This window comes from bacterium, from assembly GCA_016699125.1.
Lineage (GTDB): Bacteria > Babelota > Babeliae > Babelales > Vermiphilaceae > AWTP1-30.
Window position 1 is genome coordinate 238,714 of the sequence record CP064961.1, and the last position, 25,166, is coordinate 263,879.

The following is a 25,166-nucleotide window of genomic DNA, read 5'->3' on the forward strand; positions in this document are numbered from 1 at the left end:
AAACTACTAAAACAAAAATGTGGTAGCTAAAAAATTAGCTACCACATCTGTTAAGTATGTACCTTTTTTAAAATGAAACACTCATACCAATGTGTGCTTCAGTGCTTTTCATGGCGTTGCGACCGGCAAAGTCGTAGCAAGCACCAGCTTTGAGTTTGAAGTAGTTCCAGCGATGGAACAGTTCAGCTCTGACTGCGTGTGTCATTGCGTTTGTTTTTTGTGCTGCTACGTCAACATCAAGTTGTTTATGTTCATTGCCAAAAAAATCGGTCGCATCAACGTCTTTATAATGAACATGGTCTTTGTTTTTTGCAAAGAATGAGTATCCAACGGTGCAGCCAAGTTCAGGATTGTGTGGGTGGAAGAAGTTGAGATTTGCTTGGGCTGTAAAATAGTTCCATGAGATACCAGCTTCAACAGCAGGCCCCATGTTTTTGGCTGTTGCGCCAACAAATGCAGCAGGTACCCATTCATCACGAGCAAATGCATGATTTGCACTTGCAGATACATCAAAACTCATTGATGAAAGTGGCTGCCAACCGGCCGTTGCTGCAACAAAAAGTTCCCAATGTCCATTGTTACCAGTTTGTAACTGCAGGACACGTAACGCTTTTTGGTCGTCCCGTTTTGATCCAGTTGGACAGTTGGTTCCCATTGCCAGTTTCACAAACCAGTCATCTTCCTGATCATGATAGATGGTATGAAAACACAGTTTAATATCACCAAGTCCTGCACGGCGTTCGTATGCGTTTAAAAACAGTCCGTTGTCTGCCAAAAAGTCAGATGCGGAACGGTTTGCAAGGTCTGCGATCTGTACTGCGTACAAAATCTGGTTGACCATACTTTGTGATTCACGGGTAAGTTCAATAGAGCTTGCACTGTTACGTCGTGGCACAACCCATAATGTTGATTCAGTATCCAGTTTTGAGAGCTCATAATCGGTTGCATTTTTTACAAAAAATACCTGATTATTGGTTCCATCACCATTTAAACTTAATGCTGACGAAGCATCAGTCGGTAGTTTGCGATACGGTTGTGCGGGCGCTAAGTGATCTGTTTTTTTGATAACGTACGCTTGCGCACTGTTTTGATTAGCTCCATTAATAGTTATGTAACCAACTTTCAAATGATCACCATCAACTTGAACTAATGGCCTTCTTTCGTCAAGCATGAGGTTATTTAAAAAATCTGCACGAATTGCAAGATCATTCTGGTACTGTTCTGTGGTTGCAACAGGCTCAGTGTCTAGCGCATCAGTCTTAGTTGCTTTGACCACATTAACTTTAAATAGATCTTCCAACGTTTCTTCGGTTTTTCCAACGGTTGTATTTGGTTTCACTTCAACCACATTGATTGGCATAACAACAGATCCACCAACGTGCCAGTTGCTATCTTCAACATTGTAACTTACTTGACCACCAACGCATACGCCTTTTTCATTATATTCGTAGGATGGCATTACATATGCTGCCGCAATGAGCGGATTATATTTGTTAAGCTGTGCAATATCATCAATGTTGCCGTTTGAAAATGCTTCAGCAATTTTGAACTTTTCTTTGCCAAAAAAGAGTGTTGCCAACGACTGCGTATTACGAGTTACTGAATCACTGTTATCAGCTGCCTGAAATGCGCTGCCGGCAGATCGTGAATAGAGTGAAACCCATTTGTGAAAGTGCCAGGTGCAACAATCTTTATCTAAATCCTTTTTGGAGGGCATTAAATCATACCACCATGCTCTTTCGACCGGTTGAAGACGCATACCATGAGAATGAGCCAAACTTAATGGTGCACGCCAGTCACCATCTGCCAAAAGGGGAGCGCTCATCGCGAGCGCTCCAAAAATGTTAACAATCTGTTTTTTCTTCATTCAATTCCTCTTATGTTTATACAGGTAACTGTGCTGCACCAATAATATTTCCTGTTACTGAAGCTATATTGGCAATAACTGCACCATATTCGACTGCTTTTTTACGGGCTTCTTCAGAACTACCACCAATACCCACAAATATGTCTGCAATCTCTTCTCGTTGCAGTGTACCGTTGGCAACTGTTCCTACCATAATTGTTTCGGCGATATCCTCCTCATTTACTTCACCAGCATTTGCTTTATTGCGAGCAGAAGTTGCTGCAAGTGCGTCAGCCGTTTTTAACTGATTAAAGTAGGTGAGTGCAGTAACGTTATTTTCATTTGCACTCAGATCCTGTAACAAGGTTGATGCAAGCATTCCACCACGTAAACGTTGATGATAGATTGGAATATCCAATGGACCAGTTGCGACCTGAATCTGATTGTCTTGTGACAAAATGATCGGATGCAACAGTCCTGCAGTATTATTAACCTCATTAGACAGACCTTTTTTGATATACGCAAGAGTGCTTCCACCTAACATGAACGCATCGCTTGCTCTAAATTCAGCTCCAGTGTCAATTGTAGAGCCGATTTGCGCATACTGCAGATCATATACGGGTGTATTATTGCCATTATCACCAATTAAAAGGATATTGCCAAACTGATTTTCAGTATCAAATATTCTATTCATTTTAAACGTACCATCATTCATCACAATGGAGATTTCAGATACGTTGAATAAGGTATCAACTAACAGATCGCTCGGAGTGGTTATATCAGTTTTTGCAACCCCAACATTCAGACCCAATACACCAAGGGATCCAACATTGAAGTATGCATCTTTACCATCTAAATCGATAGTAAATTTGATATTATGACCGGCGCCGTTTTCCTGTACGTTACCAACTTGTAATACACCACCTTCAACAACATCCATTCCACCGATATTGAACCTTGCTGCATCTTTGATTCTTAATGTGATATCTGTTTGTTCAATTTCAGCAACTGTTTGTGTTTCTGCGTCAATCACTTCAAGCAAGGTTTCAACGCCAAGTACTGCTCCGTACGGAACAAACGCTTGTGAATCATCCTTGAATTCAAGAATACCGCTTCCAATTAACTTACATCTGAATGGATTAGTATTTGAAAGACCGTATCCATAATCAAGTAGTGGCGCATATTCATGATGTGCATCTGCTGCATTTGCGCTCAATAGTGGATTGAGTGAGTTATCAACCGGGCCTAGTGTAAACTGTTGGTAATAATCAGAGAGTGCTGTGTATGGATTCACATTCAAGGTTGCTTGGTCGGTAAAACGTAAAATTCCTGATGGCAATCCTTCTATGCCATCTGAAAATACGATTTTACTGTTCGGTTCCAGCTCAACTCGTAATTGACCACCTATTTCAACAATATGACCACCTACTACCGCGCTCTTGTTGCGTTGTTCTTCAGAAATTGGTAGATATACAGTTTCAAGATTGCTTGTTGATAATGTTCTTAAATCGAGTACCGCATTTTGGCGAACTGTTAAGGATGTGCCCTCATCTCCATATACTCGCAAGACGGTTGATGGTGCCGCATCTGGTCCAAAATAAAATGGAGCATGTCCTTCGACTACAATATCATTATTTAAGCGAACATTGCCACCGCCGGTATTTGCAACAATGATGATACCATTTCGTCCGAGTGGAGTGCTTGCTTGACTTGAATCAGGATGTTGACCTGCAGAACCAATTCCGACGGTTGCGCCATCCTCCAAGATAAATACTACTGAAGGAATTTCACTGTTTGTTTTGGTATCGACAAAGCTAACTTCTTCTACAAATGCACTTTTTCCGCGTAATTTTACGTGAGCAACGTTACCGATCAAAGAACCTTGGATTTGAAGTCTTTGGACATATCCTTCAATAATCGGAATAACATCTGGTGTGGTTAATCGGCTAATGTTAGGCTTTTTGTTTAAACGCAATGTATGAGTTTTAATCGGTTCAAAATCATCTTGATTTTGAATGACGGTTTTCCAGTCGATTGTATATACTGGATAAGATTCATCACTTTTTACTATAACAGGATCGTCAACTAGGATAGGCTCTGGTGCTGGTATAGGTGTTACTGTGTATTCATCTTGCGCAGGTTCTTTTGTACTGCTGCGAGTTACTGATAAAAAGTTCAGATTCCAATCCGCAATACCAACTCCAGAGTCAAAATGGGTAGCTTCAGTTGGGAGTTTCACGCGGCCATTTCTGCTTTTTATGATTTGGCATCCAAATGAGCTATCAATTAAGCTATTGATGCTGAAAATACCATTAAGATCAACAAATACGGCTGCTTGTCCAGTTCGTGTCGCAATACGAACGTCACCTGATTGTCCACCAGATGATTCTACCACTATGTAATCATCAAGGAATCGTAACCAAGGAGTTGTTTCTGCAAAAAATCCTGTTTGATCTTTATTGGTACCAATACTGATATTGCTATTATTACCAAGATAAAAGACGTGTGCGGACTTTTGATCTGTAATATCAGTAATATCAGCTCGTTCAATAACGGTTGGATCATTTGGTTCAGTTTGAACAGCCAATACGTGATTATAAGGAGCGTAGGAATATTCTTTTGATAATGAGTTATAAGTAAATGGAACTACGTCGCCCGGTATATCGAAACACTCATTGATTTGCATAATATCAAGATGAGAATTGGCATCTACTGGATTTATTGTATCAGCAGCGCATGCACCACGTAAGGTTCCTAGTAAAAGTTGTCGACCAACTCCCTGGTCTTTATTTTGGCCGTTATAACCAAAAATAAATTTGCTTACATTTTGTACACACAATCCATCATCAACTACGGTGTTTGGGATTAAAAAGTCTACTCCCGTTGAAGCTGCATCAGTGTGTATGTAGAAGTTTGATGTGTTGAATACGATTTTTGGTCTTAGTTGAGGATCATTCAAAGGTCCATTCATGTCATATGGTACAGGTCCACGTAAAAGAGAAAAAGTTTCTCCTCCAACATACACCGGCTCAGATGCAATGTAATCACGAGGCGTGACAGTTGAGACCTGATCGGTATGCACAAGAGAAATGTTATGCAGATTCATGCGACCATTAATCAAAAATGCGCCTTTATTATAGGTGTAATATTCATTTGCAGTCGTTTTTTTGAAGCTTCTTTGTGGCAGTTGTGAACCGTTATTTGTTACGGCATATCCACCAAATGGCTGTACTTCAAGTGAAAGCAGTTCGATTTTGCTTTCATTTCCTGCAGAACCATACGGTCCAAAAAACTGTGCTTCGCCTTCAATATCAAAGACAATATTATTTTGTGCTTGATCAAGAATAGGGGAGATATTCGTCAATGCTTTGGGTGCAACAGTAAATGAGTGGGGTTGTCTCATTGTCTTGAAATTACCGCTCTTGTCGACACCAGAAAGGCCAAATAATCCTGACTGATGACCAAGTTTTACCGTTGGTTTTTCTGTCCATTCATTGAGACTTTGATCTAGGATAAGCGCTGATGGATTACGTTGTTTTATAATATGTTTTGGATCAATCCATTGGCAGCTCGTACCGCATTCTTGCCATCCAGGTATGTGATCAACGCTTGGAAGTATATTTTTTTCAAGTCCTACGTTAATCAGATAGCTATTGTCGTCTATGCGCAAGATACCATTTGAACCGATCACAAAACCTTTTTGATTTTCAGTTTTGAAACTACCAAGATAGTTTTCATCAGAATTGCTGCTATTTGTATCATGTCTTACATTAAGCTTCAAAAATGGATCAAATCTTAAATTACCGAATTTTTTATTTTGGTTTGTAACCCAAATGCCTGCCTGTAATGCTTCGGTACCCAAACTGTTAGTAATTCTAAAGGTTGCTTGTCCACCTCCAAGTTTTTTGCTGTCGATATCTGAAAGTTCGGCATTGTTAATGTCAAGGCTCGCATCTACTTTTTGTGGCCATACGAGTATTGCACCTTTGTTTTTGATATTGAGTTCAAAAACGCCCTGGCCGTGTGTTGCATTATCAAAAACATAGGCACCGTATGCAGTATTATCACCGATATGTGTCTTTGAAAGGTATCCAAAGGATGAATTTTTATTGACACGCAAGGTAATCAGGTCATCTTGCAAGCCTTTGCTTAAAGGACCGCGTCTGAAAATTACCTGTGTGCCCTGCTGGTTATATTCATCTGAACGGTCTAATACAATGTAGGTTCTAGTACCACTTTTTTTTGTAGGATTGAAGCTGAAATCAAGGATCTTGTCACCGACAATTTCCCAAACTATAGTACCTTTTCCATGATATAAAATAAGCAGGTGATCTGATGATCCTGATGCTGATCCTTGTGTGGTTAGATTATCATTAACATGAATAGTAATAGTGTGCCCTTCATTTGCGATAAGATGAAGGATTGATCTGCCTGAAGGATTACCTTCAAAGATAGTTGGACTTGAAATATCTATTGAGATATCGTTATTGACTGCAGTAACATAGGTATGTCCTGTTGAAAAAGTCTGATTTCCGCCAGTGACATTGATGTCTTGATCGGTGACATCAAATGGAGTGCCATTCCATAGCTGTGCGCCGTATATATCTGGCGAATGTGTAAGGAGTAGCGTTAGTACTAATATTGGAATGCATGAGAATTTTTTATTCATACCACAATCCTTATTAAAAATGGTTGAAGATATTGTCATTATGTACTCATAAAATTTTTATATAGTAATGTCAATCGGTAATGCTTACTAAAATGAGGATTAAGAAAGCTCTCAAAAAGAGTCTTTCTTAATCCTAAGAAATATTTATGGCATCAATTGTACTGTTTCGATAGTAAATGTTGGACTTTCTTGAAACTCGATGAAGGTTCTATGATCGGTATTTGCTTCAAAAGCGTCAAACGTTAATCCTCTGAAAGGAGGAAGAATAAATTCAGATGAGGCATGAGAAAAAGCATAGAGAAGCTTGCAATGCCTATCAAAAATAATCTGGTCAGCATAAGACGTTGACGGCTTGAAGATATGGGTTGGCGTGATAATAGTGCCAGCATTATTGATGACATTTATCTGTAATATAGTCCCACTGCGATCACTGCCAGATCCAAAAGTAACTTTCGCCCCTTCTGCAATATGCCATTGAATGGTACCAGCATTATTTTGTACAGTATCACCTTCCACTACAATCATCAATGGTACAAAAAGGACTCCACCCACTCCACCAAACTTAACTGAGTGGTTAACTAAAATGGTAATAGTATAGGGAGCCGTAGCACGCAAAACCAGTGTTGCGTCTACTGTATTGCTAGAGTATATTTTAGCTGTTTCAGCTATTGTTATTGTAACATCATTATTTTGTGCCCAAATTGTTGTTGTTGCTGCTAATGTACAGTCTCCTGTGACGGTGATATTTGTATCTGTATATAACCCCGGATTGACATTTCCAATCCATTCAGTTGGATGAATTTGAGATACGAATAAACCTAAAAATAATAATTTTTTCATAATATCTAAACCTCTTTAAATAATGTCTTGTTCTAACAAAAGTTTTACTTGTGCTAAATTGCTCAAGCTTACATTTGTTGTTTTACCAGAACTATTCCATGAAGTGAACAATGTATGCGTTTGCAGATTATGTTGATCATATACAAGGTAGCCATATTTTGATTTGCCATTAAAGTAAATCTGCTGGTTGTGTAAAGGTTTGAAAATATTTTGTGCGTATTGCAAGGCATCATTATGACAGACGATCCACAGTTCACCACTGCCAGACTGGTGAGAACGACCAAAGTTTAAAATGCCAGCTTGACCAAATTCCCACACAACTGTGCCAGTACCACTGATTATTACTTTTAAAGGTTGATCAATAGTATTGAGTTGGCCAAATAGATCAAGTTTATGATCAACTTTGACAGTAATCGTGTATGGAGCTGTAACTGAAAGTTCAAGGACGGCGTCAGCTGTGCCTTGTATGATTGAATCTGCTGCTACTGTAACAGTTATATCTGTATTTTGTGCTTCCACTTTTACAGTACTGTTGTTAATCATGCAATCACCAATAATAGAAATGTTATTATCGGTAACAGAGGTTATAGTATTAAACCAATCTACTGTGCATAGTGCTTGGTTAAGATACAAGCATGTTGCAATAGATAATAATTTTATTGTTTTCATGTGCACTTCCTTTGGCTTTATAATGTGTTAATAAATCGACAAGCTATTTCACACCCATCTTGAAAAACAATGTCAGATGATGTATTGGCTAATTGTAAGGTTGATGTACTTATCCCATTATTCATAGCTCCCCTAAACCAGTAGCCAAAATGTGAATGTGCTCCAAAGTGGATTTGATCTTGGTTGTTGAACTTGAATATCTGATTAGGGATGGCAAAATAGAGATTAAAGTCTTCGCTGTAATTAGGATGACGTGCTTGCCAAACTACTACACCACTACCGTTACTATGAGCTGTAAAATAAAGATCCTTTCCATCATACAGTTCCCACTGGACAGTGCCATTACCTACAAGGATAATATTTAACGGATTAATTTGCGTGTTTGGTGAACCATAAAATGAGAGATTCTTTTTTACCTTAATCATGATGTTGTAAGGAGCTTTAGTTAATAGTACCAAGCTTCCTTGACCGGTAATGGATGATTTACTATCTACTTCGACTGTTACGTCACAATTTAAAGCTTTTACCGTGACGGTATCATTAAGTGTACAGGTTCCTTTAATTGAAATGTTTTCATTTAGCACGATAGGTGATACCTGATAAATATCAGTACTATGCCAATTGACAGTCGTATGTGTAAAGCTAGCAGTAAGCATACCAAGTGTTAAAACTATTTTTTTCATTCCATCTCCTCTTATGAAATAGAGCTAAGCAAAAGATATAATCCACTACCATCTTTAAAATTAATAACGTGTGTAGAAGGTTCATTGATTCTTTGGCACAAAGATGTGTCAAGTAGCATGAGTTGTGTTGTTACATTGTTTAAAATGGTGCTTTGAAGTTGATAGTTAACTTTTGAATTTTTTTTAAAAATAATAGCTGGTCTTTGTGCAGTACGACGTGCTTTAAATTTCACTGAAGGCATAGTGTTCTCTACCGCTGTTATCTGAAAGGTAACGCCTCCTCGGTTTACTTCATTAGTCCCGAATGATAATGTAGCCGTATCTTCGACTATCCAAATAATATTTCCACCACCCATATGATTAATGATAAGCGGAATATTATTAATACTGCCTCCGAAGGTTAAATCTTTGTCTACATAAATCGTAACTGTGTATGGATATTCGGCAATAATTGTTAATGCTGATTGACCTGCATCGTTGCCATACACGGTAACGTCTTTAAAAAGTGAAACAGAGATGTCGTTGGATAAGGCATGTATGACCGTAGAGCTTCCTAGGCCTACCTGTATGTCATTATTAATTTGTACGTTATCATTAACGCTGTCTGAAGCTTGATTTTCGTTCCATACTAGTACTGAAGGTACTGCTTCCTTTGATAAAAGCATTGAAAGAAAAAATAGATAAATTTTGTATTTCATATAACTCCTTTTTTTAAATAATATAGTATCCACTGTACACATGCATATCATGACATAAATACAGTTGCAACAGCTTGTTTATAATGATAATGAGTTGAATAAATTATTCTTATGCAGCGTGTAGCTGTATCCAGAATTTTTGCAAGGTAGCTGTATCTATGTTTTGTTGAAACGAATGGATAGGTATATGTTTTAAAGAGGCAGGAGTGACAGTGTTCTCTGTATTTTTTACTGAGATGAGTGGAGAGGGAAAGCAGAATTTATTTTTATATTTTTCCATAATATGTGGCTGGTAGATATAGTTCAAGAAGGCATACACAAGCTCATCTTTCTTCGTTGATTTTGTGATACAAAAAGAATCAAGAATAGAAAAACTTCCTTCTGCTGGAACAAAAAATGATATATATTCAAAAGTATCAATCATTTTTGCAATATCTGAACTTAAACAGAGTGTTACTGGGGCCGATCCTGATGCAAGCATGTATTCGATACGCATTTCAGAATATGCGACAACATGTTTTTTCTGCTTTGTCAGTTTTTCTATAGTCTGTTGTGCTTCCTCTTTCGTTAAGTATCCAGTTTTGTCAAAAAGATAAAGCGCAGTAATTGAAAAGAGCTGTCGCATATTTTCAAGCATACCAATATGAGGTGTGTTTCTTTCTTTAAATAATAATGCCCACGACTGTGGGATGTGTTGCATATCTATAAATCTTGTATCAATACCTATGCCAAGCACAGCCCAAAAACATGGTATTGTAAAATTATTTTCGATGTCCGCTTTATTACCTTTAATTTCAGGAACCAGAGTATCCCAGAATGTGAGTTTTGTTTTGTCTATTTTTTTGATCCATTCTTCTTTGATAAAGATATTAAGCATAAAGTCTGATGGCATGATGATATCATAATCGTGTTGATGTGAGTTGCGTAGCTTTGCAAGTAGTTCTTCATTGTTTTCAAAATAAGAGATATTAACTTTTATATTATTTTTTTCTTCGAACTCTTTCAAAAACTCCCCATCTATAATCTGTGGCCACACGAGAATATTAATGGTTTTTTGTGTCTGTAACTCAGAAAAGAAGTTTGGCATATACAAAAAGAGTAAAATGAGTAGTATCCACGAGCTTACCAAAGCGCTTTTTATAAGCAACTCTTTTCCAGTAAAGCTCTTCCATGTTTTCATGATAGTTTTCCTGTTCGAGGTTTCTGTAATGTTGAAAAGAGAATAAGGCCTCCAATGCTAATGAGTAATAAGATAGTTGATAAAGCATTGATGGCAGGCGTGGCTCCGGCTCTGATCATTGAAAAGATATAAAGTGGCAATGTTTGTACCGTTCCGCCAGAACAAAAAAATGAGATCAGGAAATCATCTAAAGAAATGATAAAAACTAAAAGTGCTGAGGCAAGAATGCTTGGTGTTAACAAGGGAAAAATAACGGTTGTAAATACTTGAAAATCTGTAGCGCCAAGATCATACGCTGCCTCAATGAGACGCTTGTCTATCTCATTAAATCGATTGTGAATTATAGGAATAACATATGCAAGGCCCAAAAGGGTATGACCTACAATAATCGTATTAATGCTGATTGGGATTGCAAAAAAACCTGAAAAGTGTAATAAGGCTACGGCGATGATAATTTCGGGTATGGCTAAAATGAAATAAAAAAGTTTTATAAACTTTTTTTTATAGATCTCATGCATAGTCAAAACAAAACATATACTGAAAAAAAGACTTAATACGGTTGTACACAATGCAATAAAGAGCGATGTTGTCAAGGCTTGCATGATTTCTGATGAATCAAAAAGGTATCGATACCAGTCCAGTGTAAATCCGTGCCATGTTTGTGTAAAGGGATTTTGGTTGAAGGAATACATAATTAAAACAAAAATAGGTGTATATAAAAAAAGGTAACCAAAACAAACAAATGGGATAAGGACCATGTAACTATGCCTATTCATGAGTTAACCCTTTGTTGTGTTTATGTAATATATTAAATAACTGATTGATAAACAGTACGCTGAGTAACAAGCTGCAGCCTACAAGAACAGTGAACGTTGCACCGTGTTTTATGTCGTACGTTTCAATGTAATAGTATGAAAGAAGTGCGCCAGCTGTTAAATATTTTGAACCTCCTAGTAGGGTTGGGATGACAAATTCTCCAAAGGCTGGAACAAAAACAAGCAGTGCACCTGTTTTGATGCCAGACAGTGTAAGAGGGAGTGTAATATTGAAAAATGTTTGCCATCGCGTTGCACCCAGATCCATTGAGGCATCTAAAAGTCGTATATCAACCTTTTCAAATGATGAGTACATGGGCATGATTGCAAAGGGCAGATAACAATAAATCATAATAGCAAGAACAGCCCAGATATTGTAGGCAAAATGAATGGGCTCTTTGATAATGTTAAGGTATAAAAGTAGCTGACTTAATAAACCATATTTTTCTAAAATGAAGAACCATGCATACACCTACACAATAAAATTGGTCCAAAACGGTAAAGTGAGTAAAAGTAGTAGTAAAAGTTTGTATCGTTTGCTACATAAGGCAACGTAATATGCAATAGGGTATCCAAGTAATAAAGTTCCCAGCATTGTAGAAAATGCCAAAAAAAATGAACGTCCAATAACTTGTGTGTAAACATAGTCTAAAAAGTGGAAATAGTATTTGAGTGAAAAGGTACCATTTTCTCCAGTGAAAGATACATATACAATGGTAAAAATAGGTAAAATTAAAATCGCAATAGGCCATGTGACCGCAGATTGGGCAAGCCAAAATTTTATATACTGTACTACGGATCGATTCAATAACGGCTCCTTTTAAGATTCTAATAGGACGACATTTTCTTTTTGCCAATATAGGTTTACGACATCGTCGTAGTCAATAGTTTCTTGTGGAAAATGTTCTTCGTTTTGTTCGAAAACGGACACGACGATTTTGTTTTCTAACAGTACATTATATTGAGTTGACCGACCGTGATATACGATAGCGTGTACTTTTCCGGTTATGTGATTGGAAAAACCAATAAGATTGCCCTTAGATATGGCAAATTTTTCTGGTCTAATACTCATGAAAACCTGTTTGTTTTCAGCTTTCCAATCATCAGTCTGTTTTTTTGTAAGAACGATGTCGAACGTACCAAGCAGTGGTATTGCGATCTTATAGTTGTCTTCAACGCAATGGATGATACCTTGGAAGATATTTGTTGAACCAACAAAGCGAGCAACAAACGAACTGGCTGGGTTTTCATATGTATTTTTAGGTGTTCCTACCTGTTCAATTGTACCGTGATGATTCATAATGGCCATGAAGTCGGCAACTGTTAAAGCTTCGAACTGATCATGTGTTACGTATACGAAGGTTGTTTTTAAAGAATCCTGCAGCTCAATAAGTTCAAGTAACATTCGTTCTCTCATTTTCAAATCAAGTGCGGCGAGTGGTTCATCTAACAGAAGCACCTTTGGTTCATTAATAATAGCGCGCGCAAGTGCTACTCGCTGTTGCTGGCCGCCAGAAAGCTGATCGACCGCTTTATAAATATGTTTTTCTAAATGCATAATTTTCAGGATATGGTGTACCTTGTCTTGGACAATGTCTGGGGCGATTTTTTTGATTCGCAAGCCATAGGCAACGTTTTCCATAACATTTAAGTGTGGAAACAATGCATAATGTTGAAATACAGTATTAATTTTTCGTAAATGTACTGGAACGTGTGTAATGTCAATGTCGTCGAGGAAGATGCTTCCTTGGTCGACAGATTCAAAGCCTGCAAGAATACGTAACAGCGTGGTTTTACCGCTACCACTTGGTCCAAGAAGCGCAAAAAATGTTCCAAGCGGTATAGTAAGATTAAGATTTTTTAAGATATATTCATTTTTGTAAATTTTTGAAACATTCTTAATGGATATGCTGGACATCTTTTTTCCCTAAACGTGCAATCGTCATTGGCACAATCACATCTGAAAGCGTACATGGCACAACGACTGCAATAATTAAAAAGAGAAAAACTAATCCAATTTGTAAGTGCCATTCATAAAATCCATGAGCAACCAGATAAAAAGTTGAAGCAAGTGAACTCACTAAAATGTGAGATGTGTGCGAGGTTAAAGCATACGTTATTTTTTCATTGTGATGGCTCCACTTGCTTAAAAAGCCGGTCAATAAGCCAGTAAATAAAAATGGTGCGATATTTTTAATCTCATGAAATATGCATATGTGAAAATGCATATCAAAACCTAGCATTCTGCCTGCAAAATAGGGAATGACAGCATCGGATAAAACACAAAAAAAGGTTGGAGATAGAAGCCCCACAAGCAAGGCTTTGAAAATATTATTAGAGAACCTAAAAAAAGTTACCAATGTCCCTGCGCCTGCAAAAACAAGGTGCATAAAATGGAAGCTGTGAAAGAGCATTTTAGCGCCTTTTTTAGCAAGTTTTGGATCTACATTTGACCATAGACCAAAGATCGATACAAAGCTTACTACGGTAAGTGAAAACGCAACAGCGACAACCGCGTAGGGTAAATGGCATGCGATCTCTTGCCAAACGGTTGAATTGCCTTGCATACAGGTTGATTCTTTTTTGTGACATTCATTCATTTACATAACTTTCAAAAAACGCTACTTATTTTAATATAAATGAAAACCATTAATATTCAAGAAAGTATTCGAAAGGTATTGCGGTAGTTTTTAATGTTAAGAAAAGGTTCCACTTCAATTGCCTGGAAAGACTGTTTTTCTGAGAGTGTATGTAAAGAATCGATAAATTCATTAGTCTGCTCAACTGATCCGCATGCGATAATTTTGACCGATTCAGTATCTTCGTACTGGGCTGTTCCTTCAACTGAGCAGTCTAAAGCTATTTTTTTTATAACTTCTGGTAGAAAGTCTTTTTGAAAAACTCCCTTGATTGTTACTTTAAGACAACGTTTCATATACTCTCCTTTTATGATAGAATCAAGATAGTACAACAAGCTAACAAAACGTTAGCTGCTATGTCAAAAAATATGGTTACTTCTATAGATCAAGGTTTTTATATCGAAAAATTGTTGCAAAGGTTAAGAAATGAAAAATTCTACCCAGGTTCGAGTACGTTTTGCACCTGCACCTACAGGCATGATGCATTTAGGCAATGTGCGCGCTGCCGTGATTAACTATTTATTCGCGCGCCAAAAAAAGGGTGTTTTCATAGTGCGAATCGAAGATACAGATGTTGAACGGAACTATGACCCCGGTGCTTTGAATATTATTGCTGACCTGCAATGGCTTAAGTTATTGCATGATGAAGGCCCTGGGGTTGGCGGAGCGTATGGGCCGTATTTCCAATCTGAAAGAATGAATATCTATCAAAAGTTCCTCGATATATTATGCCAAAAAGAGCTTTGTTATCGCTGTTTTTGTAGTGTTGAACTGTTAGAAAAAAAACGTATGCGTATGCAGGCAGCTGGGTTGGCGCCTCGTTATGATCGAGCCTGTTTACAGCTTTCATCTCATGAGGTGCAACAAAAACTGTCTGAGCAGACCCCCTTTATTTGGCGATTTAAGCTTGATCACAGCCAAAAAGTAACGGTTAACGATTTGGCGCATGGTATTAAAACATTTGAGTTGCACAATTTTTCTGATTTTCCATTGACGCGTAGTGATGGTAGTTTTACCTTTATTTTTGCAAACTTTGTCGATGATATGGAGATGAAAATTACGCACATTTTTCGTGGTGAAGATCACTTGACCAATTCCGCATGTCAAGCACCATTGTTTGATGCTTTTAACGTGGCCCGACCTTTGTATCTGCATATGCCGATTTTATGTAATATAGACGGAAAAAAGCTATCAAAACGTGATTTTGGATTTTCCTTGCGAGATTTAAAAGATGCAGGTTTTTTACCAGAAGCGATTGTTAACTATTTGGCAATTATTGGTGGATCCTTTGCGCAAGAGATTATGTCTGTCGATCAGTTAATACAGGCATTTGCTTTTGACCATATTCATACAACGGGGCACATAAAATATAACGTAGAGAAGCTGCGATGGATTAATAGACGTTGGTTGCATGCGATGGAGCCAGCATTATTTATTTCCTTGGCAAAACCTTTTTTGATAAAAGCATATCCTTCAGCGACAGCTGGTGATCAACAAAAGGTTGATATGTTATTAAAAGCAGTTCAGAATGACATTCAGACACTGTGCGATATTGTTCCGATGCTGGCTTTTTATTTTGATTTCAAGCCCGCTTTACCGGCGGATGTGGATACTTTTTTGAATGAAGGAGAACGAAACCAGCTGAAAGAAGCATTGGTAGCGGCCTTGCCGAATATAGCGACGCAAGAAGTATTTATGAATGCCCTCAAGACAGCACTCAATAAGATTATTGAACCAAAGCGATGGCTTTCAGTAATGCGATTAATGCTGACGGGCACTGCTCAGGGAATTGCTGTTGGGCAACTTATTGAAATGCTTGGCTCAGATGCTCAACTACGATTAAAAGAGGGTTTGCGCTTGTTGTAAGCGGTTTTCCTGTTTTTGTAGGTCAAAAAGTACGAGTTTTTGTTCTAAATAGTGTGCGAGCAGTAAAGATTCTTTGGTTGTTGATTCAGGTACAAAAAATTCAACAATACTTTTAGTTTGACAAACGGTTCTGGCAAAACAAACATGGTCATAGCTTTTGAAAAAACCTATGACCAGAAAACAGTCTGCAGGTGGAACATGTGCCTGAAAATAGTTACAATACAAATGTATCCTTATTCTTCTGTGAATTTTTTAAATCCGATGTAAAAATAATACCACGCGTAAAACAACTCTGCAAATAGACTGTTTTTTTGCAATTAAATTTTAATGCTTGAGTCCAATAACCGCTTTAAGCTAGTATGATTTTATTGTTATATAAACAAGTAAGAGAGATATGAAGAAATCTATATTTTTATTGATACCGTTTTTTTGTGGTAAGCTTACATGTATGGAAGAGGCGGCGCTCACTGTTATACCTGCGGGAAAGTACAATAATACTATTATTGCTACGTTGGATGATTTAAAAAATGTTGCTCATGCTGATGATTTTGGCGGAAAATGGAATAATGAAGAACATGTTAACAGAGTAAAAAGTATAGAAGTTGAGCCTTCGGCGGTGGTAGATTATCTGTTCTCTCTTGATCAAAAAAGAGTCATCAATCAAAATAATAATGCAAATGAGTTGCAAAAACAGAAGGCATCGATGCTTTTGACCAAAATGATGCAAAACAATCCTGAATTATACCATCAATATATGCTTGAACTTATGAAAGAGATGAATACTAATTTCACCAATAATAACCAACCAGTAGTGGCACCACCTATTCCTGCACCAACTGTGGTGGTTCCATCAATCGCAGCTCCTGTTGGCTTGCCTGCAGGAACGACTGATGTTGCATTGCAACTTTTTAAAGATCTGTTGGCGTTATCGATTGATGATCAAACAACACTTGAAAATAAAAATCAGCAAAAAGATAGAACTCTGACCATCCTTAAAGTGTTACTTGGTCTTGCCACCATTGCAGCTACCACCGTTTCTACGGTTTTGCCGATAGTTAAATGTTAATAGTTGGTGATAAAAAACTATTTTTTTTTCGTGCAGTCGTGTGATCCATTTTTTTGAAAACCTAAGGTTTTCAATGCGTGGCGTACTTCAAAGAGTGGAAGGCCTATGATATTTGAATATGAACCATGTATCTCTTTGACAAACTGCATGCCAAACTCCTCAATAGTTACTGCTCCTGCGCAGTCCATGCTTTTCATAAAATCGATGCAAAAATCGATCTGTTCGTCCGGAATATCAATAATGTATTCTGATTTTACTACCTGAACAACGTGCTCAAGTATGCGCCATGCGTTATTAATGAACTGCTTTTTTTCAATGCAGAATGCGGTGTGTGCTGAGCATTTCTGACGGGCATTTTTGATCATCTGACGAGCTTCTTGGTGAGTTTTTGGTTTTCCTAAAATGTGGCCATGATAATCCAAACACATGGTATCGGCTGTCAAAACAAAAATAGTTGTACCTTGTTGGTAGCACTCAGGCAAAATGACACTGGCCATCTTTTGCAGTGCAATTTGGGTGACATATTTTTCGATTGGAATGTTTGTGGCAGGTAAAATTTCGTCAGCCGTCTGAAAAAGCTTTTTGAAAGGGATTTTTGATAGTTCCAAAAGCTTTTTGCGAGACTGCGAAGAGCTTGCCAAAAATAAAATAGAATTCTGCATGCTTTTTGTTCTGACAAATATTGGATATAATGGTTCAAGTATAGAGCGAAAAAAACAAAGAATGAAGGCTTTTTTTAAGAACCGCTTATTTTTGACATTAAGTTTCTGTTTGATATAATAAACATTATTATTTTTGTAAATTTTAGTATTTTGATATGTTCTTTGTATCTTTAAAAGGTAGTCTACAATGAAAATGTATTGGTATCTGATCTGTTTTGCGGTATTGCAAATACAAGCGGGTGAACTAGATCAGAAAGATAGAGTAGCGCGTGCGTGGACGAGGTCATTTTTTTGGTATCAATATCCAAGCTGGCAAACGAATGATGGCGAAATTCATTATTTTACAAAAGATGAATATGGCATTGATGCTATTCACTTTTACAATTGGCCTACCCCGACACAGAGGGCGGGGTACTATAAAAAGAGTGGCTATGTAAGAACCATTAAACAAGAGAAAAAACAGGTGTGGCAGGTACAATATTCAGATCAACTTTATAGATTTTTTGAACGATGTTCAGGTTTCGACGGTAGTTGGACTTTGCAACCTCTTCCCGCAGGAGTAAAAGCAGAATTTCCAGTTAAAACAATGGTAGCCGAATGGCTGGCAATTACAGTTGGTTTATGTGTGGTAGGTGGATTGCTGACTACCAAAGTGTTGTTGCAACGGCAATCTGTTACGCATCAGTAAAAAATTTTTAAAACTGCATCATAAAAAGAGAGAGCTGACACACATGTCAGCTCTCTCTTTTTACATAGTTATTGAATTTACAATAGTACCGTTAAATCAATTCTATTGCTTTCGTATTCGGTCGTAACATCTTCTGCATCAGTGCGATAGAGTTTTTCTGTAGCCTCTGCACTACCGTCTGGAAATAGGGTAAAGGTGACTTCAAGCTTTTTAACTTCAGGATTGGTACGTGCATAAAGTTCTGCAAATTCTACCCATTGTGTTTCGCCTTCAAGTTTTCTGTAAACTTTGACGAGGTTTCTGAATGGAGATTTATTTGTTTTAAGGAGTGTTAACTGTTTTTGTACTGCTTCAGGAATAGTGATATTGTTCGTTTTTCCATGAATTGAAAATGAGACAAGTAAAAGTTCTATTTTTTTGTCTTGCATGGTGCCTTCAGTTGGTTGAAAGCTGAAATGTTTCATTTTTCCAACAGCAGGATATTTGATTGTGACTTTTTGGGCTGAGGTGACGCGGCCTAAATCTTTTGTTTCATAATCAGTCATTTTCCAGTCAACGCGATCTTTATAACTATTTAACATATCTATTGCGGATTCTAAAAGTCCGCCTTCACTGTCGCCACCGTGACAGCTTGCATTTTGATTGCTTCCTTGTACCTGATTACCGGCAATAATATTACTACAAACATTGGAATCTCTGCCTGATGGCATTGTTGTTTGAACAATGCATACCATAATGGCAAGCGATCTATATATCTTGTTATAGTTCATTGATATTCTCCTTTAATTTAGTAGTTTCTTGAGAGATCTATAATCATATCTATGATTTTTCCATCTTTAGTTTTTGTTTTTGCAGACAATAAGCCTGCATCACTTAGTTCTGCAAAGCCTTTTGTTTCAGTTGCGGCAATACTGAATGTTCCCACTTCGACCCATTCTGCAAGTGGATTCATCCATTTACCAAATCGGCGATATACCTTTAAAATCGATCCTAACTTACCGTTGGCAAATTCTTTTTTTATAGTTTTTAGATCTGCCGCAACAGAAAGAGGAATGCTTTTATCAAGCTCTTTGGTGTATTGAGGGTCGAAAAAAACAAACAAGATCTGAATTTTTTCGTCTGATTTGTTGCCATTGGTTGGCGTAAAGGTATAGAGACGCTTGAAAAAACCATTTTCAAAAAACGATTGCTGTGGAAAGTCAAGGATGATCTTTTTTGATGTTGTAATTTTATTCAGTCCAATCAGTTCAACGTCATCAGTTTTCCATACAAATGTTTGACCAGTACTGTTAATGGTAAACTGTTCACAGTTTATATTCTCACCCGTACAGGTATTTGCTGAATTATTGACTACGTTAGAACCAGGGTATAATGAATGTATTACAAGGCATATTCCAGCAAGGTACGGTTTATACGTTCTTTTCATTTTCTATAACCCTTTTTAATATGTTTTAAAAAGCTCTAAAACGATTTTTTTCGAGTTCCCATTCAGATCAATCGTTTCTGCCATAACAAGCCCCTCTGGTGAAAGTTCAAGAGAGGTTGCACTACTGGTTTGTGGAATGATAAGATCGGCAACATCTGTCCATTCAGAAGAATCATTGCTACGACTGGAAATTTGGCGATATACTTTGACAATCGAATATTCATCTGACATTGCAACTTTTTCTTTTATCTGTTGCAACTCTTTATAAACTTTGTCTGGTATTTTACCTATTTTTTTCTGTTTTTTTGGAAATTCTACAAGTAACACTCGTATAATCTGATTTTTTCCGGTACCTGCAGTTGGTGTAAAGCTATACACTAACTGTTGGAACTGATGCTTGAAGGGGACAAATATTTTCCTGTTTTCCGTAATTGAACCAAAATCTGTTTTTAGTGCATCTTTTGTATTCCATGCAACCACGTCATTGACGCTATTAACACCGAAATTTTCACAGTTTAACTGAGCTCCATCAGATGCTATGCATTGATTCACGTTATAGACAATTGTTGTGTTTGGTTTTGTTTCAGTTACGGTCAAAAGAGCTATGAATAGCCATGTATACTTTTTCACAGGTATCCTTTTTGAGAGATTATTCAAACGCAGTTAGATCGATGCTGAATGACATAACTTCCTGTTTGGTTCCATCTGCTTCGTTAGTAAGAACCATTTTTTGTTCACCGGTCAAGATGCCATCTGGTGAGATCGCAACTTTGAAATGGAGTTTTCTTGAATCTGATTTTTCATCTGAAAAAAGTTCATAAAGCTCTGTCCAGGTTGTTTCGGTTGCGCTTTTTCGATAAAATTTAACGATTGTATTATATTGTGCGCTTTCATCAAGTTTTTGTAGCTGTTCGGAAAGATTGTCCGGATATTCGCCGTATTGATCTTTTACACGTTTATCAAATGGTACAATGAGTATATCAATAGACTTATTTTTCATTTTTCCTTCAGTTGGTGTTAATGTGATCAGCTTTTTTTCACCAGGTTTAGGGAATTTTAGTACTTTGTGTTCAGTGGTTTTAATCGATCCCCACTGTTCATTTTTTACCTGTGAATAGTTGATATTCCAAAAAACCTTGTCTCCAGCTGCATTTGCTGCTTTTTCTGGGGTGGCAATACTGGTACCACCTTTGCCGCCGCCTCCTTTACAGCTTGCTTTTTGTCCCATGCCTTGAACCTGATTACCCGCAATCATATTTGTACATACGTTACTATCTCTACCGGATGCGTCTATTAATACCGTTGAGCTACCAAAATAGGCTAACCCAAGTAGCATCATCTGTTTCATATTCTTCATTAATAACTCCTTTATTTTATATGGGATATAGTACTTTTTATTTTCAATATATTAAAAACATTTCATAATAGTCAATAAATGCAAATAAAACAATACTATTTATTTTTTAATATAAAATTAACTATAATGAAAATTAAAATAATAAATGTGTGTGGGAACGTCGATGAAACGTACTATATGTATAGGTTTGGTTGTTTTTTTAATACATGCGCATCTGTGTGTTGGCGTTCCTGTGTCTGATAAACTTGAGCAGAAATTAAGCCAAAAACTTCCTCTTACAAGTGATACAAAAGATGCACCCACCTACGGACTTCCAGAAATTCAGCGCTGTAAACCGTTACATGATGCTGCAAAGACAGGAAATCTTGCCCAGGTAAAACTATTAGTAACCCAAGGTGCAGATGTTAACCAGCTTGGCTGTTTTTGGAAAATGACTCCGGTACAGATGGCTCTATTTGATGAAAAAACACGAACTCCCATGGAACAGATAGCCCTTGGCATTGCTCAATGGAAAATTGAAAATAAAACAACAATTCTTGATAGTTTTGCACAGGTATCAATGGATTTTTCTGGGGACAAAGAAAAGGCATGTACTATTGTTGAATACTTATTGAAAAATGGTGCAGAAAAAACGATTAATAACAGGCAAGAGGCGTTTGAAAATACGGCTTTGCATATTGCAGCCTTGTTTGGGCATGAAAAGGTGGTCAAGCCTTTATGTTTGGCAGGAATTGACAAAAATAGCCTTAATTCAAATGGATATACGCCACTGTATGTTGCTTGTGCAAATAAACATTGCAAAACGGTAAAGGCGCTTGCAGAAGCTGGTGTGGATCTGAATAAAAAAATGAGAAATACAGAGGTAAAACTGGAAGATGATGAGCAGATGATGGCCATTCATATGGCAACTCTGCAGAAATCGATTGAATGTGTCAAAGCATTATTAGATGCGGGCCAGTCAGTTGATGTGCAAAATGCATGGGGCCAGACGCCGCTCCATTATGCTGCCATGCAGCTTGACGTTGCTATGATCAACTTTTTGTTATCTCGAGGCGCAAGAAAAGATATTAAAGATGATTGCGGCAAAGACCAAGATGGGTACGAGTTGTGTGGACTTACTCCTCGTGGAAGAGCCGCCAAAAAGCTGCTTCAGGAAAACCCAGAAATGACCCAAGACGAACTTTTGGCGCATCCGATTATGAAACTGTTGCAATATAAAAAAGATTAATTTTACAATACAACAGGTTTCAATCTTAAAAAAAGCACAATGTATTTAAAAACAGTATTATCTATCCTAGCAGCATCTGTATTGTATGTCCTACCTTTTTACAGACCAAATTTTTACTTGCTCGCTTTTTTCTTTCCATTGCCACTTTTTTGGCATGCCGCAACTGTCAGACCATACTATTTTGCAGAACTTTTCTTATTTGCGTTTCTTTCAATTAATGGTCATATGTACGGCGTTTTTGAAGGTATTTTCAAAATGACTGAAGGTGATTTTTTGACCAAGTTTTCACTTACCATCGTATTTTTGACGATTCAATCATTTTTTGCATCCTGTAGCTTTGCTTTTTTTGCAAACGGTTTTTCATTTTTTCAAGGACGAATGCATTCCAGTTTTTTTGACCCGAAAACTGAGAATGTGCTTAAAACAGCCTTTGGGCTTTTTATGTTCATCTTTTATTTGGAAGATGGATGTTTATTTTTTCTTGGCAGACAGGAAGGCTACCTGCTGACCAATCCGCTCATTCCTCTTGCCCATTCACCATCCTTATTAGCAATGCTTCCTTTTTGTGGCAAACTCATTTTATTAGCGCTTTTGCTCCTTACGCCTGCTCTGTTAATCATAGTCTGGATGAAATCAAACCTTGCACAGCTGGGCTTGCTTGGGTGTCTGTTATTTTTCTGGACCCACTGCTTTTTTTTAACCAATCAAAAAGCAGTAGAAATTCCTGCATATGTTGAGCAGATCGTTGCGTTGCCAAAAGTATTTGCGCCAGCCTACAATCTTACCTTCTTAATGTCCAGTGCTGCAGATATTATGAAAGCATACACTCATGTTCACCCGAATACTAAGCTTTTTATTATGCCAGAATCATCATTTTATTGTGAATTTCTGAAAAAAACTGAACTTTCAATGTTATGGTCTGAAGAATATGTTGGTAAAAAGGTCCATGTACTTGCAGGAGCTTTTCGTTGGAAAGGAAACGACTACTATAATTCGGTGCATTGGATTTATAATGGAGTGGTGCAAAAATGTTTTGACAAGCGGCATACCATGGTCATGACGGAACGGTTGCCACGTGGCTTGCAAAAAAGTAGATTATTTCAGAACATTTTCTTTTCAAAACAGAGTCAGATTGCTGAATCACAAAAACCAAAAACACCACTGAAATTTAACGAGACAGTATCGTTTATTCCATACATCTGTTCAGAGCTCTTTTTTAACACGCGGCCCGATGATGCGTATCCCGACTATCCGATTATTGCTGTCTGCAATGATCGTTTGCTTGCGCCTTACGTGAGTAGGTTGATGTTTTTAGGGGCACGGTTTCAGGCGATCGCATGGCAACGACCGATCGTGTATGTTTCTTTTGTATACCAGACGTTTATTGATCAATCTGGCAAAACCACACCACTTGCAAAGGTCAGTTAAATGAATTGCACACAACAGTATTTTCTTCTCTTTTTGTCGACCGTATTGTATGCTTTGTCAGCTGTTTTGAATGACTATTTCTGGTGGGCTAGCTTTGTATTTGTAATACCGCTTTTACATGTTACGGCTTCACACAATATGACCTATCTGCAGGGATATTTTTGGGGAATCTGTGCAGCGACTCTGCACTTGTTTGGCGTGCTGACTGGTATTGTCAACCTGGCCGAAGGCAGTGCTCTGCAAACTCTGTTTCCTGCACTGCTTATTATCCTCTATGCAGGTCTTTTTGGCCTGCTTATTCCATTCTGTTTTTCTATTGTGAACCTATTTTTTAACGTTACAAGCTCCTTTTCAAGAATAGCAATACTTACTTTTGCGATCTGGTTTTACATTCTGTGCATGGATCATATCTCTCTCTGGCCATTCAACTGCATGGAGGGCTACTTTTTAATGCATCCGCTTTTGCCACTTATTCAATATCCCAGTTTACTCAGAACGTTGCCGTTTTTCGGAACAGAAGTCTTGTGTGCATTGCTTTTAATAACCAATGCATCAATCTATGCTGTATTTGCCTATCACAACTGGAAAGCCTACGCTTTTGCATTGATCACAACTGTTTTTTGGCTCATCTGTTTTTTCATGCCAATTCCGGCCGAACAGTTTCCATCGTGGCTTGATCGCATTATTGTGGTACCTCACGTGTTCAGACAGCAGACATCGGTTGAAGCACTGGCACAAAATGCAGCTGGAACTTTGCAAAAAATTACGCAGCAGCATCCGTCAGCAGATATCATTTTAATGCCGGAAGCAGCATTTTATTCAACTGAACTGGCAAGTCCAATATTTCTTGCCTATTTTAAACACGCATTTTCAAAAAAAATAGAGCTGTTTACTGGTGCGTTTACCTGTCAGGACAATCTGTATCGCAACAGCATGTATTGGATTGAAAATGGGGCGATCAAAACCGTTTTTCACAAAAAACATGCCATGCTTCTGACCGAAAAGCTGCCTGCCTGGTGCAAGGGATCGCTGTTGTATGAGCTTTATTTTAAGAATTTTAACGAAATCATTCCCTCAGAAAATGAACGGCCTCTGTTGCAGATTGACCATCAAGTACAGCTCGTGCCCTACATCTGCTCTGAGCTTTTTTTTGCAAACAGACCAACTGACCAGTTCATTAAAACGCCGATCTATTCGCTCTGCAACGACCGTTGGACTGTGCCGTATGTGCAGCGGCTTATGTTGCAAACTGCACAGTACAAAGCGATCGAATGGCAAAGAATGATTATCTATGTCAGTTTTTCATATCAGCAATGCATCGACCAGTTTGGCAGATTGAAACAGTTGGGTACGACCGAACCATCACCGTAAACTTATTCTGCCAGTCGGGCACCAGGGTAGAGCAC

At 37.7% G+C, this 25,166-nt stretch carries 24 protein-coding genes; 6 read left to right on the forward strand and 18 right to left on the reverse strand.

Translation table 11 applies throughout. The features are described from left to right. Nucleotides 1-67: 67 nt before the first annotated feature. The 12 genes from IPG37_01140 to IPG37_01195 all read right to left on the reverse strand — a co-directional run bounded on the left by IPG37_01140 (nucleotide 68) and on the right by IPG37_01195 (nucleotide 14,335). Nucleotides 68-1,867 carry a hypothetical protein gene (locus IPG37_01140; protein QQR54013.1) on the reverse strand — a complete coding sequence of 600 codons (1,800 nt, stop codon included), beginning with the start codon at nucleotides 1,865-1,867 and terminating at the stop codon, nucleotides 68-70. Nucleotides 1,868-1,883: 16 nt separating this feature from the next. Further along, on the reverse strand, nucleotides 1,884-6,515 hold the full coding sequence (locus tag IPG37_01145; GenBank protein QQR54014.1) for a hypothetical protein: 4,632 nt from the start codon (nucleotides 6,513-6,515) through the stop codon (nucleotides 1,884-1,886). Nucleotides 6,516-6,659: 144 nt separating this feature from the next. Continuing rightward, nucleotides 6,660-7,355: a hypothetical protein gene (locus IPG37_01150; protein QQR54015.1), complete on the reverse strand. Its 696-nt coding sequence runs from the start codon at nucleotides 7,353-7,355 to the stop codon at nucleotides 6,660-6,662. 15 nt (nucleotides 7,356-7,370) lie between these two features. Beyond that, a complete protein-coding gene (locus tag IPG37_01155; GenBank protein ID QQR54016.1) occupies nucleotides 7,371-8,024 on the reverse strand; it encodes a hypothetical protein in 654 nt (217 codons plus the stop codon). A 17-nt stretch (nucleotides 8,025-8,041) separates the two neighbouring features. Beyond that, complete coding sequence (locus IPG37_01160; GenBank protein ID QQR54017.1) at nucleotides 8,042-8,707, reverse strand: hypothetical protein; 666 nt, start codon at nucleotides 8,705-8,707, stop codon at nucleotides 8,042-8,044. A gap of 11 nt (nucleotides 8,708-8,718) precedes the next feature. Continuing rightward, nucleotides 8,719-9,405, reverse strand: coding sequence for a hypothetical protein (locus IPG37_01165; protein QQR54018.1), 687 nt, complete (start codon nucleotides 9,403-9,405; stop codon nucleotides 8,719-8,721). A 109-nt stretch (nucleotides 9,406-9,514) separates the two neighbouring features. Then, nucleotides 9,515-10,585, reverse strand: coding sequence for a spermidine/putrescine ABC transporter substrate-binding protein (locus IPG37_01170; protein QQR54019.1), 1,071 nt, complete (start codon nucleotides 10,583-10,585; stop codon nucleotides 9,515-9,517). After that, nucleotides 10,582-11,361, reverse strand: a complete 780-nt coding sequence (locus IPG37_01175; protein ID QQR54020.1) for an ABC transporter permease — start codon at nucleotides 11,359-11,361, stop codon at nucleotides 10,582-10,584. Before IPG37_01175 ends, IPG37_01170 begins: the two co-directional genes overlap by 4 nt. Beyond that, nucleotides 11,354-11,872 carry an ABC transporter permease subunit gene (locus tag IPG37_01180; GenBank protein ID QQR54021.1) on the reverse strand — a complete coding sequence of 173 codons (519 nt, stop codon included), beginning with the start codon at nucleotides 11,870-11,872 and terminating at the stop codon, nucleotides 11,354-11,356. The genes IPG37_01175 and IPG37_01180 overlap by 8 nt, the downstream gene beginning before the upstream one ends. 348 nt (nucleotides 11,873-12,220) lie before the next feature. Beyond that, nucleotides 12,221-13,318, reverse strand: coding sequence for an ABC transporter ATP-binding protein (locus IPG37_01185; protein QQR54022.1), 1,098 nt, complete (start codon nucleotides 13,316-13,318; stop codon nucleotides 12,221-12,223). After that, nucleotides 13,299-14,000, reverse strand: coding sequence for a hypothetical protein (locus IPG37_01190; GenBank protein ID QQR54023.1), 702 nt, complete (start codon nucleotides 13,998-14,000; stop codon nucleotides 13,299-13,301). The genes IPG37_01185 and IPG37_01190 overlap by 20 nt, the downstream gene beginning before the upstream one ends. Nucleotides 14,001-14,056: 56 nt before the next feature. Beyond that, nucleotides 14,057-14,335, reverse strand: a complete 279-nt coding sequence (locus IPG37_01195; GenBank protein ID QQR54024.1) for an acylphosphatase — start codon at nucleotides 14,333-14,335, stop codon at nucleotides 14,057-14,059. 130 nt (nucleotides 14,336-14,465) lie between these two features. Between IPG37_01195 and IPG37_01200 the strand changes: the two genes are divergently transcribed. Continuing rightward, on the forward strand, nucleotides 14,466-15,905 hold the full coding sequence (locus tag IPG37_01200; protein QQR54025.1) for a glutamate--tRNA ligase: 1,440 nt from the start codon (nucleotides 14,466-14,468) through the stop codon (nucleotides 15,903-15,905). Here IPG37_01200 and IPG37_01205 read toward each other — a convergent pair. Further along, the gene (locus tag IPG37_01205) at nucleotides 15,879-16,130 is read right to left on the reverse strand and encodes a hypothetical protein (protein QQR54026.1); all 252 of its coding nucleotides are present in this window, start codon (nucleotides 16,128-16,130) and stop codon (nucleotides 15,879-15,881) included. The genes IPG37_01200 and IPG37_01205 overlap by 27 nt on opposite strands. Before the next feature lie 169 nt (nucleotides 16,131-16,299). Between IPG37_01205 and IPG37_01210 the strand changes: the two genes are divergently transcribed. Then, complete coding sequence (locus IPG37_01210) at nucleotides 16,300-16,971, forward strand: hypothetical protein (GenBank protein ID QQR54027.1); 672 nt, start codon at nucleotides 16,300-16,302, stop codon at nucleotides 16,969-16,971. Nucleotides 16,972-16,988: 17 nt separating this feature from the next. On the opposite strand, the gene IPG37_01215 is transcribed toward IPG37_01210, so the two are convergent. Further along, nucleotides 16,989-17,633: a Maf family protein gene (locus IPG37_01215; protein QQR54028.1), complete on the reverse strand. Its 645-nt coding sequence runs from the start codon at nucleotides 17,631-17,633 to the stop codon at nucleotides 16,989-16,991. Between the two features lie 187 nt (nucleotides 17,634-17,820). Between IPG37_01215 and IPG37_01220 the strand changes: the two genes are divergently transcribed. Further along, nucleotides 17,821-18,321 carry a hypothetical protein gene (locus IPG37_01220; GenBank protein QQR54029.1) on the forward strand — a complete coding sequence of 167 codons (501 nt, stop codon included), beginning with the start codon at nucleotides 17,821-17,823 and terminating at the stop codon, nucleotides 18,319-18,321. Nucleotides 18,322-18,398: 77 nt separating this feature from the next. On the opposite strand, the gene IPG37_01225 is transcribed toward IPG37_01220, so the two are convergent. Genes IPG37_01225 through IPG37_01240 form a run of 4 tightly spaced genes read right to left on the reverse strand, consistent with a single transcriptional unit; the run spans nucleotide 18,399 to nucleotide 21,104 of the window. After that, entirely contained in the window at nucleotides 18,399-19,091 is a 693-nt protein-coding gene (locus tag IPG37_01225) for a hypothetical protein (GenBank protein QQR54030.1), read from the reverse strand. A 17-nt stretch (nucleotides 19,092-19,108) separates the two neighbouring features. Beyond that, nucleotides 19,109-19,747 carry a hypothetical protein gene (locus IPG37_01230; protein QQR54031.1) on the reverse strand — a complete coding sequence of 213 codons (639 nt, stop codon included), beginning with the start codon at nucleotides 19,745-19,747 and terminating at the stop codon, nucleotides 19,109-19,111. A 15-nt stretch (nucleotides 19,748-19,762) separates the two neighbouring features. After that, nucleotides 19,763-20,377 carry a hypothetical protein gene (locus IPG37_01235; GenBank protein QQR54032.1) on the reverse strand — a complete coding sequence of 205 codons (615 nt, stop codon included), beginning with the start codon at nucleotides 20,375-20,377 and terminating at the stop codon, nucleotides 19,763-19,765. A gap of 19 nt (nucleotides 20,378-20,396) precedes the next feature. Then, entirely contained in the window at nucleotides 20,397-21,104 is a 708-nt protein-coding gene (locus IPG37_01240) for a hypothetical protein (GenBank protein ID QQR54033.1), read from the reverse strand. A 163-nt stretch (nucleotides 21,105-21,267) separates the two neighbouring features. On the opposite strand from IPG37_01240, the gene IPG37_01245 reads away from it, so the two are divergent. The 3 genes from IPG37_01245 to IPG37_01255 are packed head-to-tail and all read left to right on the forward strand — an operon-like array spanning nucleotide 21,268 to nucleotide 25,131. Continuing rightward, nucleotides 21,268-22,332 (forward strand): ankyrin repeat domain-containing protein, encoded by a 1,065-nt coding sequence (locus IPG37_01245; GenBank protein ID QQR54034.1) that lies wholly within the window; start codon nucleotides 21,268-21,270, stop codon nucleotides 22,330-22,332. Nucleotides 22,333-22,371: 39 nt separating this feature from the next. Then, entirely contained in the window at nucleotides 22,372-23,760 is a 1,389-nt protein-coding gene (locus tag IPG37_01250; protein QQR54035.1) for a hypothetical protein, read from the forward strand. Then, nucleotides 23,761-25,131, forward strand: a complete 1,371-nt coding sequence (locus IPG37_01255; GenBank protein ID QQR54036.1) for a hypothetical protein — start codon at nucleotides 23,761-23,763, stop codon at nucleotides 25,129-25,131. It abuts the gene before it with no gap. Nucleotides 25,132-25,166 lie beyond the last annotated feature (35 nt).